Source organism: Methylovulum sp. (assembly GCF_028687615.1).
Taxonomy (GTDB): domain Bacteria; phylum Pseudomonadota; class Gammaproteobacteria; order Methylococcales; family Methylomonadaceae; genus Methylovulum.
This window is the reverse complement of the sequence record NZ_JAQTZU010000038.1, coordinates 1-21,602: the sequence shown is the minus strand read 5'-3', so window position 1 is coordinate 21,602 and position 21,602 is coordinate 1. Positions and strand designations below refer to the sequence as shown.

Genomic DNA, 21,602 nt, shown 5'->3' with positions numbered 1-21,602 from the left:
CAATCGGAATGATTTGTAAAAAGTCAAGCCTACCGATTTATTGGGTCGAATGCCCGTACTTCAAGGCGTACAGTCATCGCAATATTTTATTGACAAATCTATTATCATTCCGATTGCAGGACTACCATCAATCCAATCCCCTGTGAGACAAGCAGCCTCTCGTAAACACATTGTATTGTGCAAATGACCCAAGGGATTTTCATATAATAGTAACAACAGTTAGTCATAATCTTAAAGCTTTCCGTAAAGCATTGAAAACTAACTTTTGAGACTTTTAATTATGACAAAAAAAATTCTGCCTTTTTTAATCCCCCTATTAATCACCGCTCCTCTAGCGCAAGCTGAAGTTAATTTGATTGCCGTTGGTAAGATTGATGGTAGCTACCAAGACCTTTCACCAAGAACAGCCCCTGCACTTGAAAGTGGTGTGGCCGGAAACATTTTGGGTGGTGTGGGTTCGGGTTTGGCTTATGCAGGCGGCAACACCTTCATAGCAATTCCTGATCGTGGCCCAAACGCAACTGCCTACAATTCAAACGTTGACGATACCACTAGCTATATTCCCCGTTTCCAAACCTTTAACCTATCTTTAGCCGTCAATCCTAATTACGACGCATTGACTGTTGGTTCAATGCCTTACATTTTATCTCCCGAACTGACTGCCACCACCCTGTTATCAAATGCCCGCCCCCTGACCTACGCGGTCAATGGTGCACCAGCATTAAACACCACTAGCAAATATTACTACACAGGCCGTTCTGACAACTTTAATCCTGCCCGTAAATCCACCAGCCCTTTTAACGGACGCTTAGACCCAGAAGGCATTCGTGTAGCAAACGATGGCAAAAGTGTTTTTATTACCGATGAATATGGCCCTTATGTCTATCAATTCAGCCGGACTACCGGACGAATGATCAAGTCATTCAAACTGCCAGATTACTATGCGATAAAAAATTTGAGCGCCATTGGTAAGGATGAAATTTCAGGCAACACATCAGGAAGAATGGCTAACAAAGGTATGGAAGCATTGGCGATTTCGCCTGATGGCACTACCTTGTTTGGTATGATGCAGCAAAACCTGATCCAAGATACCAAAAAATATATTCGCATTATCAAGATTGATATTGCCACAGGTGCTACTGTTGAATATGCTTACAAATTGACTGACGGCAGCAGCGTCAGCGACCTTTTGGCAATCAATGACCACGAGTTTTTGGTTGACGAACGTGACGGCGCCGGCTTAGGCGATGGCACTTCAGCCGTTGTCAAAAAACTGTATAAAATCGACCTGACTGGCGCAACAGACATCTCTGGCAAAACCTTAGATGCCGCCACTATCCCAACTGTTACACTGGTCAGCGAAACAGCGACACCATTCTTGGATGTCCTCGCTAAATTGGTTGCAAACGGTATCCCAGCCACCCAAATCCCTGCCAAATTGGAAGGCGTTGCGTTTGGCCCTGACCTGATTGTAAATGGCGCAACCAAACATACCTTGTTAATCGCCAACGATAATGACTTTTTGCCTACAGTAGGCGGCGTTGCCAACCCAAACCAGTTCTTTGTCTTCTCATTTGACGACATTGACCTGCCTAACCTGACACCACAAACAGTTGCACCACTTGCCCTTGACAAAAGTGACCGTGGTTAATCCCCCGCAGTAAAACCCGTTCGGGACTTCTATAAAAAAGGCCGCATCATGCGGCCTTTTCTCCTTTTAAAACCAGGCAGTTTTAATGGGCATCATCATGATGCCACTCCGGCAACATCACAATGCAATTGGGATTAAATCCCTGCTCTTTGAGCGTATCAATTGATGCGGTTTTTTCCATTTTCACCAAATCAATGACGCTGATCGACCCATCATCCATTTTCGGCAAATTCAAGAAACTGTTTTGCACAAACGCATAATGCTCATCGGGTGAGAACACGACATGGTGCGCACCGCCAGCGGTGGGGATGGATTTGAGCAATTTCGGTTGCGTGGGTTGGCTGATGTCGAATACATTCAATGCGCCAGGATTGGCGGTGGTGACAAACATACGGTTATGGTCGTGGTTGAAATAAATCTCCAGCGGCACACCTTGTTTGATCGGGTTGAAATCATAGATTTCACGGAATTTCAATTCCTTGCTGTCCTGATCCCAAACACCTGCCCACATCGTGCCGCCAAACATATTATTAACATAGACTGTCGCCGGATTGGCCCCGGGCAAAAACACGGCTTCTACCGGTGATACGCCGGATGGCGAAGGTTTGTCTGACAGTTTATGGGTGGACAACACCTTGCCGCTGCTGGCTTCGATGACAGTGACGGTTTCGCCAGGCGCACCCAAATCCGAAGGCCGCACGGTGCTGGTGACGACGATGCGGTCAATATCATCCTGCAAACCAATGCCATGTGGATAGCTGATAAATGTGCTGGCTGATTTTGTCTCCGATGCCGCAATGGTCTTGACGGCCTTATCGGTTTGCGCGTCGCCGACCATGACATTACTGGAACCCATACAGGTCAAATACCAGGTTTTGTTGTCCTTGGAAAACGCGACATCTTCACCGACCTGGCAATCCGGCACAGCTATTGTTTTCAGGCGGTACGGATATTTTTTCATATCCATGACTTGCAACGGATTACTGCCTAATGACGTGAAATAAGCTTTGCTGGCATCTTTATTGTAAAAAATATGATGCCCGACCAAGTCCGGCGGCAACGGAATATCAGTGATTATTTTACTGAAGTTTTTTGAACCAGGGTCTACGTCGATAATGGCTATGCCTTCACGGCGTGGCGTGACATTGGGTTTGCTTTCATAATTCAGCATTGCCAATATTTCGGCTTGTGCAAGCGGTGACACTAAAGCCATTCCCAGTAACAGGGATTTTAGAGTTTTTATAGTTTTCATTATGAACTCTTGGGTGGGTTGGAAAATAATCCACGAAGCACGCAAAGATACCCATAGCGAGGCTTCGTGGTTGTATCTTTTTTAAGCTTCCGCAGTCGTCGGATCAATCATGGTTTTGATTTGTGAAATACGGTTTGCTGGAAAACCGCCTTTTTCCGCGTGTTCTTTCACAGCCGCTGCATCGGGCGCGATGTAAACACAATAGATTTTATCATCGGTCACATAGCTTTCCACCCATTGGATTTTTGGCCCCATGTCACTGAGTACGCCGCAAGATTTTTGGGAAATGCCCTGTAGGTCTGCCGCCGTCAATGCGCCTGCACCTGGAATTTCACGTTCAATAATATATTTTGGCATGGTTTGTCTCCTCGTAAAAATTTAAAAATGACCAGTCGTCTTGAAATTAAATAGTAGCATCAATTCCTAAAATAATCATCCAATAAATTCGTGCAACATTGTTTAAGCGGCACCGACGATTTATCAATTTTCATGCGCAACAACACACCCTGCCAGGTGTTGACCAGTAAATCCGCCATTTCTTGCGCTGATTTATCCGTCCGTACCGAGCCTTCTTGCTGGGCTTTAGCAAGGCCCGCTTGCAACAAATCACGGTACTGGTTGACGGCCTGTTGCAACGATGCCCGGACCACTTCGCTGGTGTCGCCGATTTCACCCATCAAATTGCCGAGCAGACAACCGCCTTGAAAATTGCATTGTTCAAGTTCGAATATCAATTCGTCGAAATAGTGCTTGATCGCCGTCAGTGCGTCGCAACCGGGGTTTTGCAAATGCCCGTCCAGTTGCTTGATGAACGGGGCGATGTAATGTTGGATGGCTTCAGCGGCAAAGTTTTCCTTGCTGCCGAAATAGTTATAGAACGATCCTTTGGGGATTTGCACCGCATCCAAAATTTCTTTAAGGCCCGTTCCGTGGTAACCCTTTTGGGTCAGTAAAGCAACGCCTTGATTCAACAAATTTTCTTTATTGATTTGTTTTTGTGTGGGTTGTGACATGAATTCCTAACATCTTGACTACAATACTGACCATTATGCCGTTTTCATAAAGTTTGCGTCAGCTAAAATTTGTTAAGCCCCAGACATTAATCACACTGATCATGCAGGAAAAAATAGCTTAAAAAAGCGATAGTTTCGCGTAACGTTGAATAGACATCGCGCCATTCAAAATAATCAGCGTGTGCCGAATAAACGCTAGAGATATGGCATCGGGTGAGCATCCACCTTGAACGTGGCAGATGAAAATACTGGGAAACGACCAACACACTGGTGAGGTTTCGCTGCTTGAGGATTTGTAAGGTATTTTGGCTGCTTGCCAACGTGTTGTTGCCACGGCTATCGGCAATAATGCCGGTGGCGGCAACGCCGTGGGCCAGCAGATAGTTTTTCATGACCACGGCTTCGTCATGGCCTTCTTTACCGACCGCGCCACTGCTGATGATAGTGTGGAAATAGCCCATTTGATATAACGCGAGGGTTTTATCCAATCTGGCTTTAAGCCTGGGCGAGGGGGTACCATCGGGATTTACAGTGTTGCCCAACACTAAGGCGGCATCGGCATGGCCCAGGCGGTCTTGTAAACCCTCGACGGCTAAATACAAACTAACCGCCAACCATAATATCAGCAAACATCCAAACAGCTTTAGCGCGTGTTTGACGATTAGTCCAGATCCAAGCTGAGACACGAAACTTGCGTTATTGCCCTATTGCGCGGACTTGCTGCTCGAGCAACATACGCCCCAATCCCGTAGGATTGAGATTGACAAATAAATTGATACGCCGCTCCAACACCGCAAAAGCTTTAGCGAATTCGATGAATTTCTGGCTGTCTTCAGCCGCTGCCGGATCCGCTACGCCCCAATGTGCCGTAATTGGTTGACCAGGCCACACAGGACACACTTCACCTGCGGCGTTGTCACAAACCGTAATGACAAAATCCATTTTTTCAGCATCCGCTTTGGCGAATTCATCCCAACTTTTACTCCTCGCACCTTCTGACGAAATACCTTCTATGCCCAAGCGTTCAATCGCCAGAGGATTCACTACCCCACTTGGAAAACTGCCGCCACTGAACGCACGAAAACGCCCTTTACCCAAATGATTAAGCAAGGCTTCCGCCATAATGCTACGGGCGGAATTGCCGGTACAAAGAAAAAGGACATTAAACACTGTTTGATTCATAGCCATAGCCTCTAATGGATAGCAACTACATGAGCTGCACCAGATTACAATTGTGGTTACAAAAATAGGTCACAAGAAATTCGGTTTTATTCCAGCACCTGAAAAAAAGTCTGGTCTGGTTTAATCATACCCAGATCATCTCTGGCACGTTCTTCCAACGCTTCCTGGCCTTTGCGTAAATCTTCCACTTCGGCATAAAGTGCCTCGTTACGCTGTTTTTTTTCTTCAACCTGTAGTTTTAAATCAGCCAGTTGCAGCTCTCGGCTTTTAAGTTCGGCAAGGCTGCCATGTTCAGGCCCCCATAAACGGTATTGAAAATGTGCAATCAATAACAGGATGATTAGGGGCAGAATTTTCATGGGAGGCATTGGAGAATCTTTTAGGGAAAAATTCGGGGCAATCAACTCACGCTGTGCCCCGAAAATTATAGTTACAGCATTTTAAACGCGCTACGGCCTGCGTAAACCGCCAACTCGCCCAACTCTTCCTCGATTTTCATCAGACGGTTGTATTTTGCAACACGGTCAGAACGGCTCAAAGAACCGGTTTTGATTTGGCCTGTGCCAGTGGCGACCGCCAAGTCGGCGATAGTCGTATCTTCCGTTTCGCCGGAACGGTGGGAAACTACAGCGGTGTAACCGGCGGCATGGGCCATGTCGATGGCCGCCAAGGTTTCAGTCAAGGTGCCGATTTGGTTGACCTTGATTAAAATTGAATTGGCGATGCCTTTGTCGATACCTTGTTTCAAGATTTTTGGGTTCGTCACGAATAAATCGTCACCGACCAATTGGATTTTGCCGCCCAATTTTTCGGTCAGCAATTTCCAACCGTCCCAATCGTTTTCGTCGAAACCGTCTTCGATGCTGATGATCGGGTATTTGCTAACCCAATCCACGAAGAAGTCAGCCATTTGCTCAGAAGTATAGGTTTTGCTTTCGGAAGCCAAATCGTAGATGCCATCTGCATAGTATTCAGACGCGGCGGCATCCAAACCTAAGAAAATGTCCACGCCGGGTTTGTAACCGGCTTGTTCAATCGCTTGCAGGATAACGCTGATGGCTTCTTCGTTTGAAGACAAGTTAGGCGCGAAACCGCCTTCGTCACCGACAGTGGTTGCCAAGCCTTTCGATTTCAAGACTTTTGCCAAGTTGTGGAACACTTCCGCGCCGTAACGGATGGCTTCGCGGAACGATGGCGCACCGACTGGCAAGATCATGAATTCTTGCAAATCCACGCTGTTGTCCGCGTGTGAACCGCCGTTGATGATGTTCATCATCGGTACTGGCAAGATGAATTTGCCCGCTGTTTTTGAACTGGCGTTCAAGTGGCGGTACAAAGGCACACCGGCTTCTTTCGCGGCGGCATGGGCGGCAGCCATAGAAACCGCCAACATCGCGTTAGCACCCAAACGGGCTTTAGTTTCAGTGCCGTCCAAGGCGATCATTTTGTTGTCGATGCCGGCTTGGTCAGCGACATCCATGCCGACAACCGCGTCACGGATTTCAGTGCGGACGTTGTTGACGGCGTTCAAAACGCCTTTGCCCAGGAAACGGGCTTTGTCGCCATCGCGCAATTCAATCGCCTCACGCTCGCCAGTGGACGCGCCGGATGGCACCATCGCACTGCCGATAATGCCGGATTCGAGGATCACGTCGGCTTCTAAGGTGGGGTTGCCACGGGAATCTAAAATTTCTCTGGCTTTAATGTCTACGATTTTGCTCATGTTTTGAATGGCTCCAAGGTTGGTGGTCGGATGTGGCTTAAGCACATACGGGGTTTAAAAAATATTTCGTATTGTTTGTTTACTCGTCCGCACGTTTCGGAATTAAAGATTTGATTTGTAAATGAACGCCTTTAGGAGTTGGCTTAAAACTAAAGTCCAATATATGGCGTTCATCATTAGGATACAACTCGTCTTTGCGCTTTATTAACTCTGCCAAAATATGCAGCATCACTACTGAATCGGGCGGGTCTTGGTTTAATGTTGGCATAGTTGGCATCATTTCCATATCCCTTTCGAATTCCTGATGAAAGCCAGGTAATTTATCTAATGCCGATAATAGCGTTGACTTACGTTCTTCAAGATCAGTCGACAAGGCAATATTCCAAGCGGTCACAGCCAATGTTATCAATCTATGATGACCATCAAAGTCTAGCGCGTCGGTATCAAACGGTTCGCATAAATGCAAAATGGCCTCGGATAATTTGACTTTCCCATATTTTTGTACCGTCGCTTGTTGTAAGCGTTGTTGATATTTTTTGCGGCTGGCTTTGCCCATGTTTAATATCTGCTTTGGTTGGTAAGTAAAAAATTAGGTTAATGGGTGATGGCGACAAATTACCCTTCTTTAAACAACCCCGCCAAATCGACCGCCAAGTCAGGAAACAAAAACGGCATGGCGAGATCGTCGCCCGCATAGCTATTAGTCAGTTGGTATAGGCTCGTTTCATCGTTTAAGACAAATTGGTTGATGACTTCCTCGTAAGGGAACACTAGCCAATATTCTTTAACGCCGCTTTCGGCGTACAACGCTTGCTTGGTTTTGACCTCTTTCTGGGAGTTGCCTTTGGATAAGATTTCGATAATCCAATCGGGAGCGCCGTTGCAGCCTTGTTCGTCGAGTTTGTCCGGATCGCAAATCACGCAGATGTCGGGTTGGACGACTGTCGTAATCTCTTTGCTGGCTAACAGTGATTTTTTGCGGTCGTACAATCGAACATCAAACGGGGCTTCAAAAACTTGGCACGGTTTGTTTTGGAAATAGAAAAACAAATGGCTGCTAAGGTAAATGGAAAATCGTTGATGCCGGACATTCGGCCCAGGACACATCAAGGAAATCTTGCCCTTAAGCAATTCCAGCCGCTCTTCAAACTGCCATGTCAAATAATCGGCATAATTGTAGTCGCCGTTAGGATCCAATTGGCTAATGTCGGTTATAGTTGGCATGGCAACACCTCAGAAAACTTACAAAGTAGTTTCAATAAACGGTTGGGCTTTAACAGCCTTATCCAAAATCAACAAGGTTTCCAACAATTCTTTCATACGGTGCAAAGGCCAAGAATTGGGGCCATCGCTTTTTGCTTCGGCTGGGTTGGGATGGGTTTCCATAAACAAGCCAGCAATACCCACCGCCACCGCCGCCCGCGCCAACACCGGCACATGCTCGCGCTGGCCGCCAGAATGTGTGCCCTGCCCGCCCGGCAATTGCACAGAATGGGTGGCATCGAACACGACCGGGCAATCGGTGTCGCGCATCACGGCAAGCGAGCGCATGTCGGACACCAAGTTATTGTAGCCAAACGACACGCCGCGTTCGCAGACCATAATTTTGTCGTTACCAGTCGCTTTGGCTTTTTTGGCGACGTTCGCCATATCCCAAGGTGCAAGGAACTGGCCTTTTTTGATATTGACCGGAATGCCTTGCGCGGCAACGGCTTGGATAAAATTGGTCTGGCGGCACAAAAACGCCGGGGTTTGCATGACATCAACGACACTGGCGACTTCCGCCAACGGCGTGTCTTCGTGGACATCGGTCAATACGGGAACGCCGATTTGCGCCTTCACTTTCGCCAAAATTTCCAGGCCTTTTTCCACGCCCAAACCCCGGAAACTTTCGTGCGAAGAGCGGTTGGCTTTGTCGAATGAGGATTTGTATATGAACGGAATACCTAATTCGCTGGTGATTTCTTTCAGGAAACCCGCCGTATCCAAAGCCAGTTGCTCGCTTTCGATGACACAAGGGCCGGCGATTAAAAATAAAGGTTGGTCTAAGCCGACTTCAAAGCCACAGAGTTGCATGAATGTTCCCGTTGTTTAATATAAAAAAGATAGTTTGGGTGGATGCTCAATCTTCCACACAGTCTGCAAAAAGTTCAGCCAAATCAATCGCCAAGTCAGGAAACAGCACTGGCACGGCCTTATCGTCTTCGGCGTACATATTTCTCAGTTGGTAGCGTCCGTCATCGTCCAGCACAAATTGGTATACGGCTTCGGCTTCTGGATAAATCAGCCAATATTCCTGCACGCCGCTTTCTTGATAAAGTTGGTATTTGATTTGCGTATCGCGCTTGGCTGTGCCTTTCGACAAGATTTCAATAATCCAATCCGGCGCACCGTTACAGCCTTGCTTGTCCAGTAATTCAGGGTTGCAAATCACGCATAAATCGGGTTGGACGACGGTATAAATGTCTTGGCTTTTCAGGATGGACTTTTTGCGGTCGTATAAACGGATATCGAAAGGCGCGGCAAAAAACTGGCAGGGCTTGTGTTTAAAATAGTTGTACAACATGCCGTTAATATCGGCTGAAATCCGTTGATGGCTGACATTCGGCGCAGGTGACATCAGCATGATTTTGCCTTTAATCAACTCGACCGCCTCTTTTAACCGCCACGTCAGATAATCGGCGTAGCTGTACCTTTGGTTTAAATCCAGTTGCGATAATTCGGTGATGGCAGGCATAGTTTGTACCTTTTTTTGTCTATGAATTACACGTCTATTTTCAACGGAAACCCAGACACCAATTCAGAATGGATCAATTGATCCTGGGTGTTATAAAAGCTCATATCACCTTGTTCATCGCACATCCAAACTTCTTTTGCGCCCGCTTCAAAATACAACTGGCGTTTTTCCACCATTTCTTGCTGGGTGTTGCTGTCAGAAATAATCTCAACGCAGATTTCCGGTGCGATGGAGGCTTCGGTTTGGGTTTTGATAATCGCCCATACGTCCATCGAAGCCCATGCCACATCGGCAACCTTAGTGCCTTTGCTGGTTTTTATTGCACATTCGGTGAGTGTCTTACCGTCTTTCAACAAAGAATGAAGCAAAAACGCAATTTCCCCTTGGAAGAAAGAATGATAAACCTTTGCTGGACTCAAAATAATTTTACCGTTTTCATCCAGCTCTATTTTAAAAGGCAAATCTTGTAAGCTAGGATGTTCGCACACTTCTTGCCAGTTCATGGTTACACCTTCTTTTTGCTTTGGGAATATTCGATCTGTTTCCAATCGTCCAAAAACTTGTTTTGGATTCCTTACGCTTGCTTATGCTTAACCGCCGCCGCGACAAAACCGGAAAACAGCGGATGGCCTTTTCGGGGAGTGGACGTAAATTCAGGATGGAATTGACAAGCCAAAAACCAGGGATGCGTAGGTATTTCAATCACTTCCACCAATCGCCCGTCTATCGACTTGCCCGAAAAACGCATTCCGGCTTTTTCCAGTTTATCAAAATACTGGTTGTTAAATTCATAACGATGGCGATGGCGTTCAGTAATCACATCTTTTTGATACAGGCTAAACGCCAGGGTATCGTGTTGCAAGCGGCATTGCTGACCACCTAAACGCATGGAACCACCCAGATCAGAATTTTCATCACGTTTAATAACTTGCCCGCCCTCTTCCATCCATTCGGTAATCAGGCCGATGACCGGATGTGGCGAGGTTGGCAGAAATTCGCTGCTGTGCGCCCCTTCCAATCCGGCTACATCACGCGCAAACTCAATCACAGCAGCTTGCATACCCAAACAAATACCCAGATACGGCACGTTGTTTTCCCGCGCGTAACGGACCGTGGCGATTTTGCCTTCCACGCCGCGCTCGCCAAAGCCGCCAGGGACTAAAATTGCATCGACATCCTTAAGCCTGGCGACACCTTCGTCTTCAATGACTTCGGAATCTATGTAAACGATGTTGACTTTGTTGCGGGTACGGATACCCGCGTGGATCAGGGCTTCGTTCAAAGATTTGTAAGCGTCGGAATGATCGACATATTTGCCGACAATGGCGATGGTGACGCTATCAACCGGATTTGCCAACGCATCCAGCACTTTTTTCCATTCGGTCAAATCCGCAGGCGGCACATCCAGACGCAATTTATTGACGACAATATCGTCCAGACCTTGGTCGTGTAACAAAATAGGGATGCGGTAAATCGAATCGGCATCAACCGCACATATCACGGCTTTTTCCCCGACATTGGTGAACAGCGCGATTTTGCGCCGCTCACTGACTGGCACAGGCTGTTCGGAACGGCAAATCAATATATCCGGCTGGATACCGATGCTACGCAATTCCTTGACCGAATGCTGGGTGGGCTTGGTTTTGATTTCTCCGGCAGAGCGGATATAAGGCACTAGCGTCAAATGGATAAACAGCGACCTGTCCGTCCCCAACTCAAAGCGCATTTGCCGGATGGCTTCCAGAAACGGCAGCGATTCAATATCGCCCACCGTACCGCCGACTTCAATCAGTGCCACATCCATACCTTCCGCACTGGCATAAATACGCGTTTTGATCTCATCGGTGATATGCGGGATCACCTGCACCGTCGCCCCTAAATATTCACCTTTGCGCTCACGGCGCAACACTGCATCATAAACCTGACCAGTGGTGAAATTGTTTTTCTTGGTCATGGTGCTTTTAAGAAACCGCTCATAATGGCCCAAATCCAGATCAGTTTCCGCCCCGTCTTCGGTGACGAACACCTCGCCGTGCTGGAACGGGCTCATCGTGCCAGGATCGACATTGATGTAAGGGTCGAGTTTGGTCATCGTGACTTTAAGGCCACGCGCCTCAAGAATGGCGGCAAGTGAAGAAGCGGCAATACCTTTGCCTAGCGAAGAGACAACGCCGCCGGTGATGAAAATATATTTGGTCATGGAATAAACAGGTGGCGTACTGATGATATACATAGCCCATTTTAATCGACAATGGACATTTCGTCATGGGCTTTCGGGATTTTAATTTCACTCGAAGGTATTTACTAAAACCCTTACTTTCATTATAAAAATGGCTTCCAATCTAAGTATAAAGTTTTTAACCATCCATAATGTATCCAATATTTCCCCCAGTATCTTCAATGTATGCAAAATTTACTATTTTCGTGGTAATACTTAATATTATTTAGAAAACTTAATTGCTATCCTAGAACAGCCGCTGATGTGGCGGTCGGTTGAGAAAACGATATGACATGCTGGATGCCATGCGTAAACTGAACCAATAAAGATCACAACTAATACAAGATAAACACATTAATATCAATTAGTTGTAAAAAACGACCGTTAGCTGTTTGATATTTTGTAGTCGCTGTCAATACCAGCCAATAACCCCCCCCAAACTAAAAAAGGAAACAAGCATGAAACTATCGAGATTAATGACGGCCTTGTTTGCAATAAGCTTTAATTTGGCAAGTCCTCAAGCATTTTCGTTTGAAAAACCAGTGCCCACTGATCGTGCAGGCCGCCCTGTAATTGGGCTTCAAGGCCACATCAACTATGCAACTCCGGCTATTGTTACTAAAACGGCAAATGCCCCAACACAGGCCACCGTATCAGCAACAAGCCCAATACCCAACCCAAGTAGTGCCGCCCAGTTGACAACCCAGTGGGTGGCAAAAATCTTTGGCTGGGGTATCGGAGCCACCGGCATGATGCACATAGACATCAATAACGATGGTATCGAGGAAATTGTTTTTGCTTCCAATATAGGTTTCGAGGCCATATCGGTGTTGTCTTACCAAAAAACGAATAATTTTTGGGCTATTAGCCGCCAAAATGCCCTGCCCTCAAATAGCCATGTCACGGCTATCTATACTTACCGGAATGCCAGCAATAATGCGATGCTGGCTTATGCAATTGAAAACCAAGGCAAAGTAAGTCTCAAAATCCAGAATTTGACCAATAACACGCCAGTTAAAGAAATGACGCTTAATACCCAAGGCACGGCGGTCAATGAAATTCTGCTGGGTGACGCCGACAATGATGGCGGCAATGAGTTGATCGCCGTGACGGATAATACCAGCCATTTCTTCAATATTGCCGATTACAGCGCGTCTGGCAAAATAGCCTATGGTGCGGCCCATGCGGCCATTGGCAATGTCGATAATGATGCGGAAAATGAGCTTATTTACAACAACGGCAAAGTGGTCAGCTACAAAAATACCAAAGCAAGCCTAGAATGGGACTACTTTCTTGGTTTTGGCAATTTCGTGCGCGTAGCCAATGTTGACAGTGATGCACCCGATGAAATCATTGCGGCTGATCCTTGGTACTCTATCAGGGCTTTGGATGCTGACATTAAAAGCGTGAAATGGGAACACGCCACGGATATCAACATTGATGCCTTACGCATCGCTGACATTAACAGTGATGGCAAAGACGATATTATTTATGGTGATGGACAGTGGGGACAATTACATGCTTTAAATGGTAGCGGCAATGAATTTTGGTCGCTTAATAACCCTGAGCATGGCATCACCGATATTGCGGTGCTTGACGCGGATGCCGATGGCGATAAGGATATTGTTTGGGGATCAGGCTATTCGTCTTCAGGCCCGGATTATCTTTACATCAGTGACACCGCCAGCAAAAAACAGCTATACCGAAATAGCGCGATTGACCCGCCATTCCGTACCGTCACCTTCGGCGATGTGGACAATGACGGCAAAAAAGAATTTATTACCGTCACCCGTCAAAGCGAAAGCGGTTACAGCGATGGAGTTATAAAGGTCATTGATGCTGATACTGGCATACAAAAATGGCAGAGCAAAAGCGGCTTTTTAGGCGGCTTGACTTGGATAGGCGCACTTGCCGCAGCAGTAGGCGATGTCGATAATGACGGACAAAATGAACTGGTTGTAGTTGGCGACCAACTTTATGACGGGGCAATTTACATAGTCGATATCAATAACCATAAACTCAAAAAAACCATTATCGTGGGTTCATTCGACGCGCTCTCTACGGTAAAAATTGCCGACATTGATGGCGATGGTAAGAATGAAATCATTGCAGCAGCTAGCCATGTGTATGTTGTTGACGGGGCGACTGGTACGGTGAAATGGACTAGCCATGAACTTGTAACTGATGGTGTATACGGATTGGAAATAGCCGATATTGATGGCAATGGTAACCTAGATATTTTGGTATCAACCGATTATCTGATTGCTTTCGACGGCGTGACACATGCCAACTGGATAAGTGCAGCCGCCCACTATTCAGGTATCGGTATCAAACCTATTAAAGGCAAGCCTGCTCACAACATCGTTACGGGTAACCGCTCAGGTGAGTTGTTGATATTAGCCAGCGATTTATTGACAACCAAAGCCACCTACCCGGTTTGTCCAACCGCCATAGGTGCCGTGGAAATGCTCAATAACGCCAACATCTTATTCACTTGTGGCGAACAACTTAAGTTGTTTGATTTATCAACAAAAACCGTAGCTTGGTCAAGCTGGGCCATTGCTGGAGGCTTAGAAACCGATGCCCTGGCGGTAACAAAAATCAATGGCACATTAAAAGTCGGCTTAGGCGCGACCTTAAGCCGTTTGTTACGTTATACGCCCGCCCAGTAATCAATCCCTGTTTAGCACAGATAACATCCTTTCAAAGGATGTTATCTGTTTTCCAAAAAGCCATACATCCCACCTCTTCTTCACAATAAAATTCCGCGCTAATCCAGATAGCCCCCACCGCCGCCAGTTGCCCATCCAGATAAACCAGCGGCATCAAATCCCTTTCCCACGGCGGGACACCCGCTTCTTGATACAGGTTTTTCAAGCTATGCCGACCTTGACGATTCGGTAGGCGGATTTTCTCGCCCCCTTGCCGCGCGCGGATTTCCACCAGGGCTTGTTGCCAAACCGTTTTGGCTATGCCGCGTGAGGAGGGTAGACAAACTAACCGCTGGTGTCCGTTGATGGCAAAAGCTTGTTGTCCTTTAGGCCAAATCCCGGTCAATAAAGTCGCGCTGCTTGGACGTAAGCAATACAGCTTATCTTGATAACGGCGTAGGCTATAGCTAGGCGTGGACAGTAGCGGCGCGGCGTCGGCACGGGCGGCCAACACTTCGGTTTGAAGCCGTCCGATGACGGTTTGAGAGGGCATTTTTAAACCCAAATGTTGCAACCAATGCCGTATCACCAGTTTCTGCTCAACTTCGCTGAATCCTAGCAAGCGGCTAATGGACAGGGTGCTGTCGTCTGTATTGATAGCAGTATTGGCCAATTGGCCGGCAAGCTTGCCCAACACCGCTTCCGCTTCGGCACAATGGGCGGCGGCACGGGCGACGGTTTTATCCAACGCAGGCCAGCGTTGTTTCAATAAAGGCACAATGTCGTTGCGCAAAAAATTGCGGTCATAATCACTATGCTGATTGCTGGGGTCCTCCACCCAACTCAAAGAATGACTTTGGGCATACGCATCAATGGCTTGCTTAGAAATAGGCAACAATGGCCTAAGCAACCATCCCGCGCCAAACGCCATGCGTTCCGGCATACCCGACAAACCGCGCAAGCCGCTGCCACGGAAGAGCTGCAACAACACCGTTTCCAGTTGGTCTTCACGGTGCTGGGCGACCAGCAACACATCATCTTGGCCCAGTAGTGACGCCAACGCCGCATAACGCGCGTTTCTCGCCGCCTCTTCGGGGCTTTCACCCGTTTGCGGATGGGCATTGACGCGCAAACATTGGAAATTAACATCCAAACTATGGGCAATCTCTTCGCAATGCACAGCCCATTGTCCGGCTTCGGCCTGCAAGCCGTGATGCACATAAACCGCCGTGGTTTTCCCTTTCAACATCGCGCTGGATGCACACAAATGCAGCAAAACATGCGAATCGACACCGCCGCTATAACCGATAAAAATATTCGGCGGTGTCCGGCCCCGCGCTAAAGCGGATTCGACCAGCGCAGGTGACAACATCTAACTTAAACGACCGTCCATTCCACCAAACCGCTATAAGCTGTAATCAAGATAATCACGCCAAAGGCAATCCGGTACCAAGCGAAAGCGATAAAATCGTGATGGCTGATATAGCGTAATAAGGCTTTGATGGCGACTAACGCGCTAATGAACGCAATGACCAAACCCACAGCAAAATAAGGCGCATCGGCGGCAAAGTCCAACGCTTCCCGATGTTTGTACAACTTATAAGCACTGGCAACCGTTAGGGTCGGAATGGCCAGAAAAAATGAGAATTCAGTTGCCGCCTTGCGCGACAAGCCAAACAATAACCCGCCGATTATGGTCGCCCCGGAACGCGAGGTGCCGGGAACCAATGCAAACGCTTGGGCAAAGCCCAATTTTAAGGCATCTTGCCACGTCAAATCCTCAACTTCTTGCACACGGATGGTATGCTCACGCTTTTCCGCCCAGATAATCACAAAGGCGCCGACAATAAACGCCAATGCCACCGGTATGGGCTTAAACAACACCGCATCAATAAATTTGCCAAACAACAACCCTAAAACTGCCAGCGGCATGAAGGCGACCGCCAGATTCAAAGCAAATTTTTGCGCCGGGCCTTGGCTGGGCAAACCCATGATGACACTGGATATTTTGCTACGATATTCCCAACAAACCGCCAAAATCGCCCCGACCTGGATGACAATTTCAAACACTTTGCCTTTCTCATCATTAAAATGCAGCAAATCACCGACGAGGATCAAATGCCCGGTGCTGGAAACGGGCAAAAACTCGGTCAAGCCTTCAACAATGCCTAAAATAAAGGCTTTAATCAGTAATAGTAGATCCATGATTTTAGAAAAAAGATGATTGTACGGGGAAGTTTATGGAGGTTTGGCCTAAATCAGCCCGCCAAATTCCGGTATGAGGGAGGCATTTTCGCTTAAGTGCGGGTGTTATGGCAAACTGGCCGGAATGCTTCTATCGTGAACTCTTCCCCGCATTGCCCATGTTTCTACAAAAATCGTGGCAATTTAAAATCGCCACGATTTTTTCCACTAGACGACCACAAAATCCATATTACTTAGCGCAAGACCCGCACCCAACTGTGCGATTTGTACACCCAAACCCGCACCGTTACCATCCGCATCATAAATTAGCTTACCCGTCATAGGGTTATATACGACATAGTCATAAACATCCATTGGCTCAGCCGCTTTAACAAACAGGCTGGAATTTAAAATGCCTGTTGCCATAAGTTTGGTGAAAATAGTGTTTTCTAGCTGTATCGTGTCGTCACTGACGGTAAAGTCAGTGATGATGTCCACATTTGCAGTTAGCGCGGTGTTGAAGCGGAACACATCCATACCTGCACCGCCCGTCAACCTATCATTTCCTAAACCTCCGATCAACAAGTCAAAACCAGTTCCCCCATCTAGGTTGTTGGCGGCACCGTTGCCAATAAGTGCATTATCCAAGGTATTGCCGACACCATTGACAGCGGCAGTGCCAGTGAGTGTTAGATTCTCAACATTGGCCGCCAGCATATAGTTCACATAGGAAAGGATCCAATCAGAACCTCCGTCTACATTTTCGGTGACCTTATCCCACACATCATCGACAATATAAACATCATTCCCTGTACCACCGATCAATCTGTCTGCGCCAGCCCCACCATTTAAGGTATTGTCGGCATTATTGCCGATAATCATATTCTCCAAGGTATTACCGACACCATCAATCTCGTTAATGCCGATCAACGTGAGATTCTCGAAATTGGCGACCAATGTGTAGGTAATGTAGGATAAGACCTGATCAGTGCCTTCACTCGAATTTTCTTTCACAACATCTAAAGTATTATCAACGACAAAGATGTCATTGCCCTCGCCGCCAATCATCGTGTCAGCCCCAATATCGCCCCAAAGGATGTCATCACCCGCACCACCGGAAATGGAATCATTGCCTCCCCTGCCACTGAGTTTGTTGTTGCCTCGGTTGCCGATGATGACGTTATTTGAATCGTTGCCCGTGCCATTGATATCCTCGTCCCAGAGTTTTACTGGTTCTAGCGTGTAAACCGCATAGGCGGAGCCGACGTTTGCAGCCGCTCTAAATACAGCCAAGTCCACAAAACGGGTCATGTCGCTGACTTTATGCCGCCCAGAATCGGCGATATAAAAGCCCATCAGCGATTTGTCACTCTCGTTGTAAACGACTCCCGTTACGGTCACGGCATGATTGACCTTGCCATCGCCAACATAGGACGCCTCGCCCCAGAGTTTGCCGGCATTGACCCCCAAAATCACGCCCCGTCCGCTCATCACCAAGTTGGCAAAGCCTTGTTCGTTGTAGCCGGGTAGCAAATCATTACGGAGACCCATTTCATTGAGGATGGCTTGCTGTTCCAAAGGTGTGGATCCGCCACGTTCATAAGGTGGGCGGTTGGCATCTTTAAGTGTCCAATTGTTAAGGATGGCTAACCTGATGATGCTTTCTTCCGACGTTGGCTTATCTGCCAGGGTCAGCAAATTGGCGATTGAGGTCAACGCGCAAGTGCCCAAATAGCCATCCACCGCATCGCCTTGGCTATAATCCAACTCGTTCATTTTAGGGTAGCCATAAACCATTACCGCCTTACCATCGACCAAGCCCTTCTCCGGTTTGGAGAAATCCAGTAACACCAAGTCTTCAGTGTTCGCCCCTAAAGCGTAGCTGATAGTGGTTTGCACCCTATCCACGCCTTCTCCCGCTAGCTCAATGATTTGGTCGCCTGCATTATCGACGTAATAGGTGTCGTTGCCTTCCGCCCCAATCATACTGTCCTCGCCAGTGACACCATCAAGGATATTGCTGCTGCTGTTGCCGATAATTTTGTTGTTTAATGAATTGCCTGTGCCGTGTATATTGAAGCCGTCCAAAAGGCGCAGTTCTTCGACGTTTTTGTTGAGCAAATAATTGCTGCTGCTAATGACGGTGTCATAACCTGAGTTATTACCTTCCAAAATGCTGTCGTTGACACTGTTGACGATGTACACGTCGTTGCCAGCGTCGCCTTGCATTTCATCGGCACCCGCACCTCCATCCAGATAATCACCGCCCTCGCCACCTAACAGATAATCTTTGCCCGCACCACCATATAACCAGTCACTATCCGTTTCGCCTACGCCCAAGGTTTGCTTGGACTCATTCGAAGCGGTAAAACCCACTAATATATCGTCACCGTCACCGCCATAAAGCACATCGTTGCCGACATGACCGTACAGTCGGTCATTGCCCGCCCCACCATAGAGCTTGTCGTTGCCAGCCCCGGCCTGCAATTCATCGTTGCCCTCTTCGCCAAACAACCAATCATTGCCGAGGCCCGCCATCAGCAAATCTTGACCGTTACCGCCATAGAGCCAGTCATCATCGGTTTCGCCTGCCGTCAAGCTTTGCTTGCTTTCGTTCGAGGCGGTAAAGCCAAGCAAAATGTCATTACCGTCACCGCCCCACAGTTGGTCATTGCCGACTTGTCCGAACAAACGGTCATCGCCCAGTTCGCCCAGCAGTTTGTCATTGTTGTTGCCACCTGCCAATTGGTCTTTACCATCCCCTCCAAACAACCTGTCATCGCCATCCCAACCCTCTAACAAATCGTCACCGCTACCGCCGTCCAACACATCATTGCCCAAATCGCCGAAGAGGTTGTCAACACCATTGCCGCCATAGAGGGTGTCGTCGTCGGTCTCGATGCCGGACAAGCTTTGTTTGCTATCGTTCGCCGCCGTGAAGCCAAGCAATATGTCATCACCATCACCACCCCATAAGGTGTCGTTGCCAGTTTGTCCGAACAGTTTGTCATTGTTAGCTTCGCCGGATAGACTGTCATTGCCATAACCGCCTTGTAATTCATCAGCACCCCAGTCACCAAACAGGCGATCCGCCCCGGCCTCGCCGAAAAATGTGTCATTGCCCACGCCACCATCCAGCATGTCATCTCCATTATCCCCCACCAACTGATCCGCTCCTGCACCACCGTACAAGGTGTCGTTGCCAGCATCACCCCAAAGGAAATCGTCACCATCTCCGCCATCCAAACGGTCATTCCCCAAACCACCCCACAAGGTATCCGCACCGGTTTCACCATAAAGAAGATCATCATCGCTTTCGCCAGCATTGAGCGTTTGCTTGGCCTCGTTAGAAGCGGTGAAGCCTTGTAAAGTATCGTTGCCGCCTCCACCCCACAAAATATCATTGCCTGTTTGCCCAAACAATTTGTCATTCTCTTCACCGCCCACCAAACGGTCATTGCCGTAGCCACCTTGCAGTTCATCCAGCCCAGCCCCACCGAACAGCCTATCATCGCCATCTTCGCCCAACACTACATCGTCCTGGTTGCCGCCATCGACATAATCATTGCCCGATCCGCCATAAAACGTATCCACACCATCACCGCCATAGAGATAATCGATGTCGTTTCCGCCAACCAAATAATCGTCGTCGTCGCCACCGTTAAGCACGTCCATGCCGTTGCCGCCGAACAGCGTATCATTGCCATCGCCTCCGTCGAGAGTGTCGGCACCGTCCTGTCCTTGTAGTTCGTCATTGCCTTCTTCACCATAAAGGTCGTCATCGCCAGCGTAGCCACGCAATAAATCATTGTCACTACCGCCCCAGATATTGTCGGCGCGGGTGCTGCCACCTACTGTGTCATCGCCGTTGCCGCCCAAAAAATTTTGCAGTAAGTTGGTATTAAAGTAGGAGTAACTGGCGTAGTAATTTGCGTCAAATGAGTCGTCACCATCGGTACCAACCAAATTCAGTTGGTTGCTGCTGACTTTGACCATGCTGGCAGTCCACGCTATGAAATGCTGGCTGTCAATCACAAAGACGTTATCGGTGTCCCTAAGACTGCGGTAATTACTAGCGGGTACAACTTCAGTGAGGTCATACTCAGTTGGCAAGCCTGGTACACCAGGCTGAGCAACAGGGATTGGCGGCGTATCATCGCCCACGGTGGGTGGCAAAGGGACAGCAGGGGCTTTAACGCTGCTGCCGCGTGTGAAAAAACCGTAGTCGCTAGCGAGGATTTCGCTGATGCCGCGTTGGCTTAAGAGAGTAATCTCGCCAGTTTCCGCCACGCCATTTTCATTAATGTCCGCCCAGGCACGAAGATTGTCCAGTTCGCCGCCACTGAGTTTGCCGTCCTTATTGCTGTCCAGAGCCGTCAATAGCGTTGCGTTCAGGCCGTAGTTGTTGGCACTATCGAGCAACACCAGCGTTTTGGTGGCGATAGAAGGCGCGTTGTCGTAAGCCGGGCTTTGGCTGTCGTAGAAGGCACCGATGGGGGTATTGAAGTTTAGGCCGAAGTTGTAGTCTTTTAGGCCGGGGAGCAAATAATCGTGTTCTCCCACAAACCAATCGGATATTTGATTAGAGATGTTGTTGTACAGCGATGTATCGATAAATGAACCATTGTGCAGATTGAAAACTTGTTTGTCGAAATTGTGAATATCGTTAATATTAAAAGCATCAGCAATTGATGAACCACCAGATATAACCCTTCCAATTGCAACAGCAGTGCTCCCGATAACAGCTCCCATGAAATAAGAAGCAGTAAAAGCAGATGCTACCGCCAGTTTTTCAGTTACCAATCCTGCCGAAATGAGCTCCCCGATAGTAACTCTTGTTCCGTACTTTTCAACTAGACCAGCAAATTGTTTAGTCCCGCATTTAAATGGTTTACTATATCCTAAACTCAAGGAGCAAAAGCTATGGGGCAACTACTACACGGAACAGCCACGACCACGCACGCCGTCCGAGAAAAAATACAAAACGCTGA

At 47.9% G+C, this 21,602-nt stretch carries 18 protein-coding genes; 2 read left to right on the top strand and 16 right to left on the bottom strand.

All coding sequences use genetic code 11. From position 1 onward, the window contains the following. Nucleotides 1–280: 280 nt before the first annotated feature. Nucleotides 281–1,651 carry an esterase-like activity of phytase family protein gene (locus PHH59_RS15685; RefSeq protein ID WP_300018371.1) on the top strand — a complete coding sequence of 457 codons (1,371 nt, stop codon included), beginning with the start codon at nucleotides 281–283 and terminating at the stop codon, nucleotides 1,649–1,651. 82 nt (nucleotides 1,652–1,733) lie between these two features. Here the strand turns inward: PHH59_RS15685 and PHH59_RS15680 are convergent, their stop codons facing one another. From PHH59_RS15680 to PHH59_RS15620, 13 genes are all read right to left on the bottom strand, one after another. After that, complete coding sequence (locus PHH59_RS15680; protein ID WP_300018368.1) at nucleotides 1,734–2,903, bottom strand: YncE family protein; 1,170 nt, start codon at nucleotides 2,901–2,903, stop codon at nucleotides 1,734–1,736. Nucleotides 2,904–2,984: 81 nt separating this feature from the next. After that, entirely contained in the window at nucleotides 2,985–3,260 is a 276-nt protein-coding gene (locus PHH59_RS15675) for a DUF4242 domain-containing protein (protein WP_300018365.1), read from the bottom strand. Between the two features lie 59 nt (nucleotides 3,261–3,319). Further along, nucleotides 3,320–3,916, bottom strand: a complete 597-nt coding sequence (locus tag PHH59_RS15670) for a TetR/AcrR family transcriptional regulator (protein ID WP_300018362.1) — start codon at nucleotides 3,914–3,916, stop codon at nucleotides 3,320–3,322. Nucleotides 3,917–4,002: 86 nt separating this feature from the next. Then, the gene (locus tag PHH59_RS15665) at nucleotides 4,003–4,602 is read right to left on the bottom strand and encodes a YdcF family protein (RefSeq protein WP_300018359.1); all 600 of its coding nucleotides are present in this window, start codon (nucleotides 4,600–4,602) and stop codon (nucleotides 4,003–4,005) included. Between the two features lie 10 nt (nucleotides 4,603–4,612). Further along, a complete protein-coding gene (locus tag PHH59_RS15660; RefSeq protein WP_300018356.1) occupies nucleotides 4,613–5,098 on the bottom strand; it encodes an arsenate reductase ArsC in 486 nt (161 codons plus the stop codon). An 86-nt stretch (nucleotides 5,099–5,184) separates the two neighbouring features. Continuing rightward, nucleotides 5,185–5,457: a septum formation initiator family protein gene (locus PHH59_RS15655; RefSeq protein ID WP_300018353.1), complete on the bottom strand. Its 273-nt coding sequence runs from the start codon at nucleotides 5,455–5,457 to the stop codon at nucleotides 5,185–5,187. Nucleotides 5,458–5,528: 71 nt separating this feature from the next. Further along, nucleotides 5,529–6,821, bottom strand: coding sequence for a phosphopyruvate hydratase (gene eno, locus PHH59_RS15650; RefSeq protein WP_300018350.1), 1,293 nt, complete (start codon nucleotides 6,819–6,821; stop codon nucleotides 5,529–5,531). Nucleotides 6,822–6,900: 79 nt separating this feature from the next. Beyond that, on the bottom strand, nucleotides 6,901–7,377 hold the full coding sequence (locus tag PHH59_RS15645) for a hypothetical protein (RefSeq protein WP_300018347.1): 477 nt from the start codon (nucleotides 7,375–7,377) through the stop codon (nucleotides 6,901–6,903). 59 nt (nucleotides 7,378–7,436) lie between these two features. Continuing rightward, entirely contained in the window at nucleotides 7,437–8,045 is a 609-nt protein-coding gene (locus PHH59_RS15640; RefSeq protein ID WP_300018344.1) for a Uma2 family endonuclease, read from the bottom strand. An 18-nt stretch (nucleotides 8,046–8,063) separates the two neighbouring features. Then, nucleotides 8,064–8,897 carry a 3-deoxy-8-phosphooctulonate synthase gene (gene kdsA, locus PHH59_RS15635; protein WP_300018341.1) on the bottom strand — a complete coding sequence of 278 codons (834 nt, stop codon included), beginning with the start codon at nucleotides 8,895–8,897 and terminating at the stop codon, nucleotides 8,064–8,066. A gap of 46 nt (nucleotides 8,898–8,943) precedes the next feature. Further along, a complete protein-coding gene (locus PHH59_RS15630) occupies nucleotides 8,944–9,558 on the bottom strand; it encodes a Uma2 family endonuclease (RefSeq protein WP_300018338.1) in 615 nt (204 codons plus the stop codon). Nucleotides 9,559–9,584: 26 nt separating this feature from the next. Next, a complete protein-coding gene (locus PHH59_RS15625) occupies nucleotides 9,585–10,061 on the bottom strand; it encodes a Uma2 family endonuclease (RefSeq protein WP_300018335.1) in 477 nt (158 codons plus the stop codon). 71 nt (nucleotides 10,062–10,132) lie between these two features. Then, entirely contained in the window at nucleotides 10,133–11,758 is a 1,626-nt protein-coding gene (locus PHH59_RS15620) for a CTP synthase (RefSeq protein WP_300018332.1), read from the bottom strand. A gap of 476 nt (nucleotides 11,759–12,234) precedes the next feature. Here PHH59_RS15620 and PHH59_RS15615 point away from each other — a divergent pair, with 476 nt between their 5' ends. Next, nucleotides 12,235–14,448: a VCBS repeat-containing protein gene (locus PHH59_RS15615; RefSeq protein ID WP_300018329.1), complete on the top strand. Its 2,214-nt coding sequence runs from the start codon at nucleotides 12,235–12,237 to the stop codon at nucleotides 14,446–14,448. Between the two features lie 31 nt (nucleotides 14,449–14,479). Here the strand turns inward: PHH59_RS15615 and tilS are convergent, their stop codons facing one another. The 3 genes from tilS to PHH59_RS15600 all read right to left on the bottom strand — a co-directional run bounded on the left by tilS (nucleotide 14,480) and on the right by PHH59_RS15600 (nucleotide 21,174). Then, complete coding sequence (gene tilS, locus PHH59_RS15610) at nucleotides 14,480–15,799, bottom strand: tRNA lysidine(34) synthetase TilS (RefSeq protein ID WP_300018326.1); 1,320 nt, start codon at nucleotides 15,797–15,799, stop codon at nucleotides 14,480–14,482. A gap of 5 nt (nucleotides 15,800–15,804) precedes the next feature. Next, on the bottom strand, nucleotides 15,805–16,632 hold the full coding sequence (locus tag PHH59_RS15605; RefSeq protein WP_300018323.1) for an undecaprenyl-diphosphate phosphatase: 828 nt from the start codon (nucleotides 16,630–16,632) through the stop codon (nucleotides 15,805–15,807). Between the two features lie 207 nt (nucleotides 16,633–16,839). Beyond that, nucleotides 16,840–21,174: a calcium-binding protein gene (locus PHH59_RS15600; RefSeq protein WP_300018320.1), complete on the bottom strand. Its 4,335-nt coding sequence runs from the start codon at nucleotides 21,172–21,174 to the stop codon at nucleotides 16,840–16,842. Nucleotides 21,175–21,602 lie beyond the last annotated feature (428 nt).

Coding starts and splice junctions, on each gene's coding strand:
- kdsA (WP_300018341.1), bottom strand. CDS start 8,897: ATGCAACTCTGTGGCTTTGAAGTCGGCTTAGACCAACCTTTATTTTTA.
- tilS (WP_300018326.1), bottom strand. CDS start 15,799: ATGTTGTCACCTGCGCTGGTCGAATCCGCTTTAGCGCGGGGCCGGACA.
- PHH59_RS15640 (WP_300018344.1), bottom strand. CDS start 8,045: ATGCCAACTATAACCGACATTAGCCAATTGGATCCTAACGGCGACTAC.
- PHH59_RS15685 (WP_300018371.1), top strand. CDS start 281: ATGACAAAAAAAATTCTGCCTTTTTTAATCCCCCTATTAATCACCGCT.
- PHH59_RS15680 (WP_300018368.1), bottom strand. CDS start 2,903: ATGAAAACTATAAAAACTCTAAAATCCCTGTTACTGGGAATGGCTTTA.
- eno (WP_300018350.1), bottom strand. CDS start 6,821: ATGAGCAAAATCGTAGACATTAAAGCCAGAGAAATTTTAGATTCCCGT.
- PHH59_RS15625 (WP_300018335.1), bottom strand. CDS start 10,061: ATGAACTGGCAAGAAGTGTGCGAACATCCTAGCTTACAAGATTTGCCT.
- PHH59_RS15670 (WP_300018362.1), bottom strand. CDS start 3,916: ATGTCACAACCCACACAAAAACAAATCAATAAAGAAAATTTGTTGAAT.
- PHH59_RS15620 (WP_300018332.1), bottom strand. CDS start 11,758: ATGACCAAATATATTTTCATCACCGGCGGCGTTGTCTCTTCGCTAGGC.
- PHH59_RS15615 (WP_300018329.1), top strand. CDS start 12,235: ATGAAACTATCGAGATTAATGACGGCCTTGTTTGCAATAAGCTTTAAT.
- PHH59_RS15655 (WP_300018353.1), bottom strand. CDS start 5,457: ATGAAAATTCTGCCCCTAATCATCCTGTTATTGATTGCACATTTTCAA.
- PHH59_RS15645 (WP_300018347.1), bottom strand. CDS start 7,377: ATGGGCAAAGCCAGCCGCAAAAAATATCAACAACGCTTACAACAAGCG.
- PHH59_RS15605 (WP_300018323.1), bottom strand. CDS start 16,632: ATGGATCTACTATTACTGATTAAAGCCTTTATTTTAGGCATTGTTGAA.
- PHH59_RS15660 (WP_300018356.1), bottom strand. CDS start 5,098: ATGAATCAAACAGTGTTTAATGTCCTTTTTCTTTGTACCGGCAATTCC.
- PHH59_RS15630 (WP_300018338.1), bottom strand. CDS start 9,558: ATGCCTGCCATCACCGAATTATCGCAACTGGATTTAAACCAAAGGTAC.
- PHH59_RS15675 (WP_300018365.1), bottom strand. CDS start 3,260: ATGCCAAAATATATTATTGAACGTGAAATTCCAGGTGCAGGCGCATTG.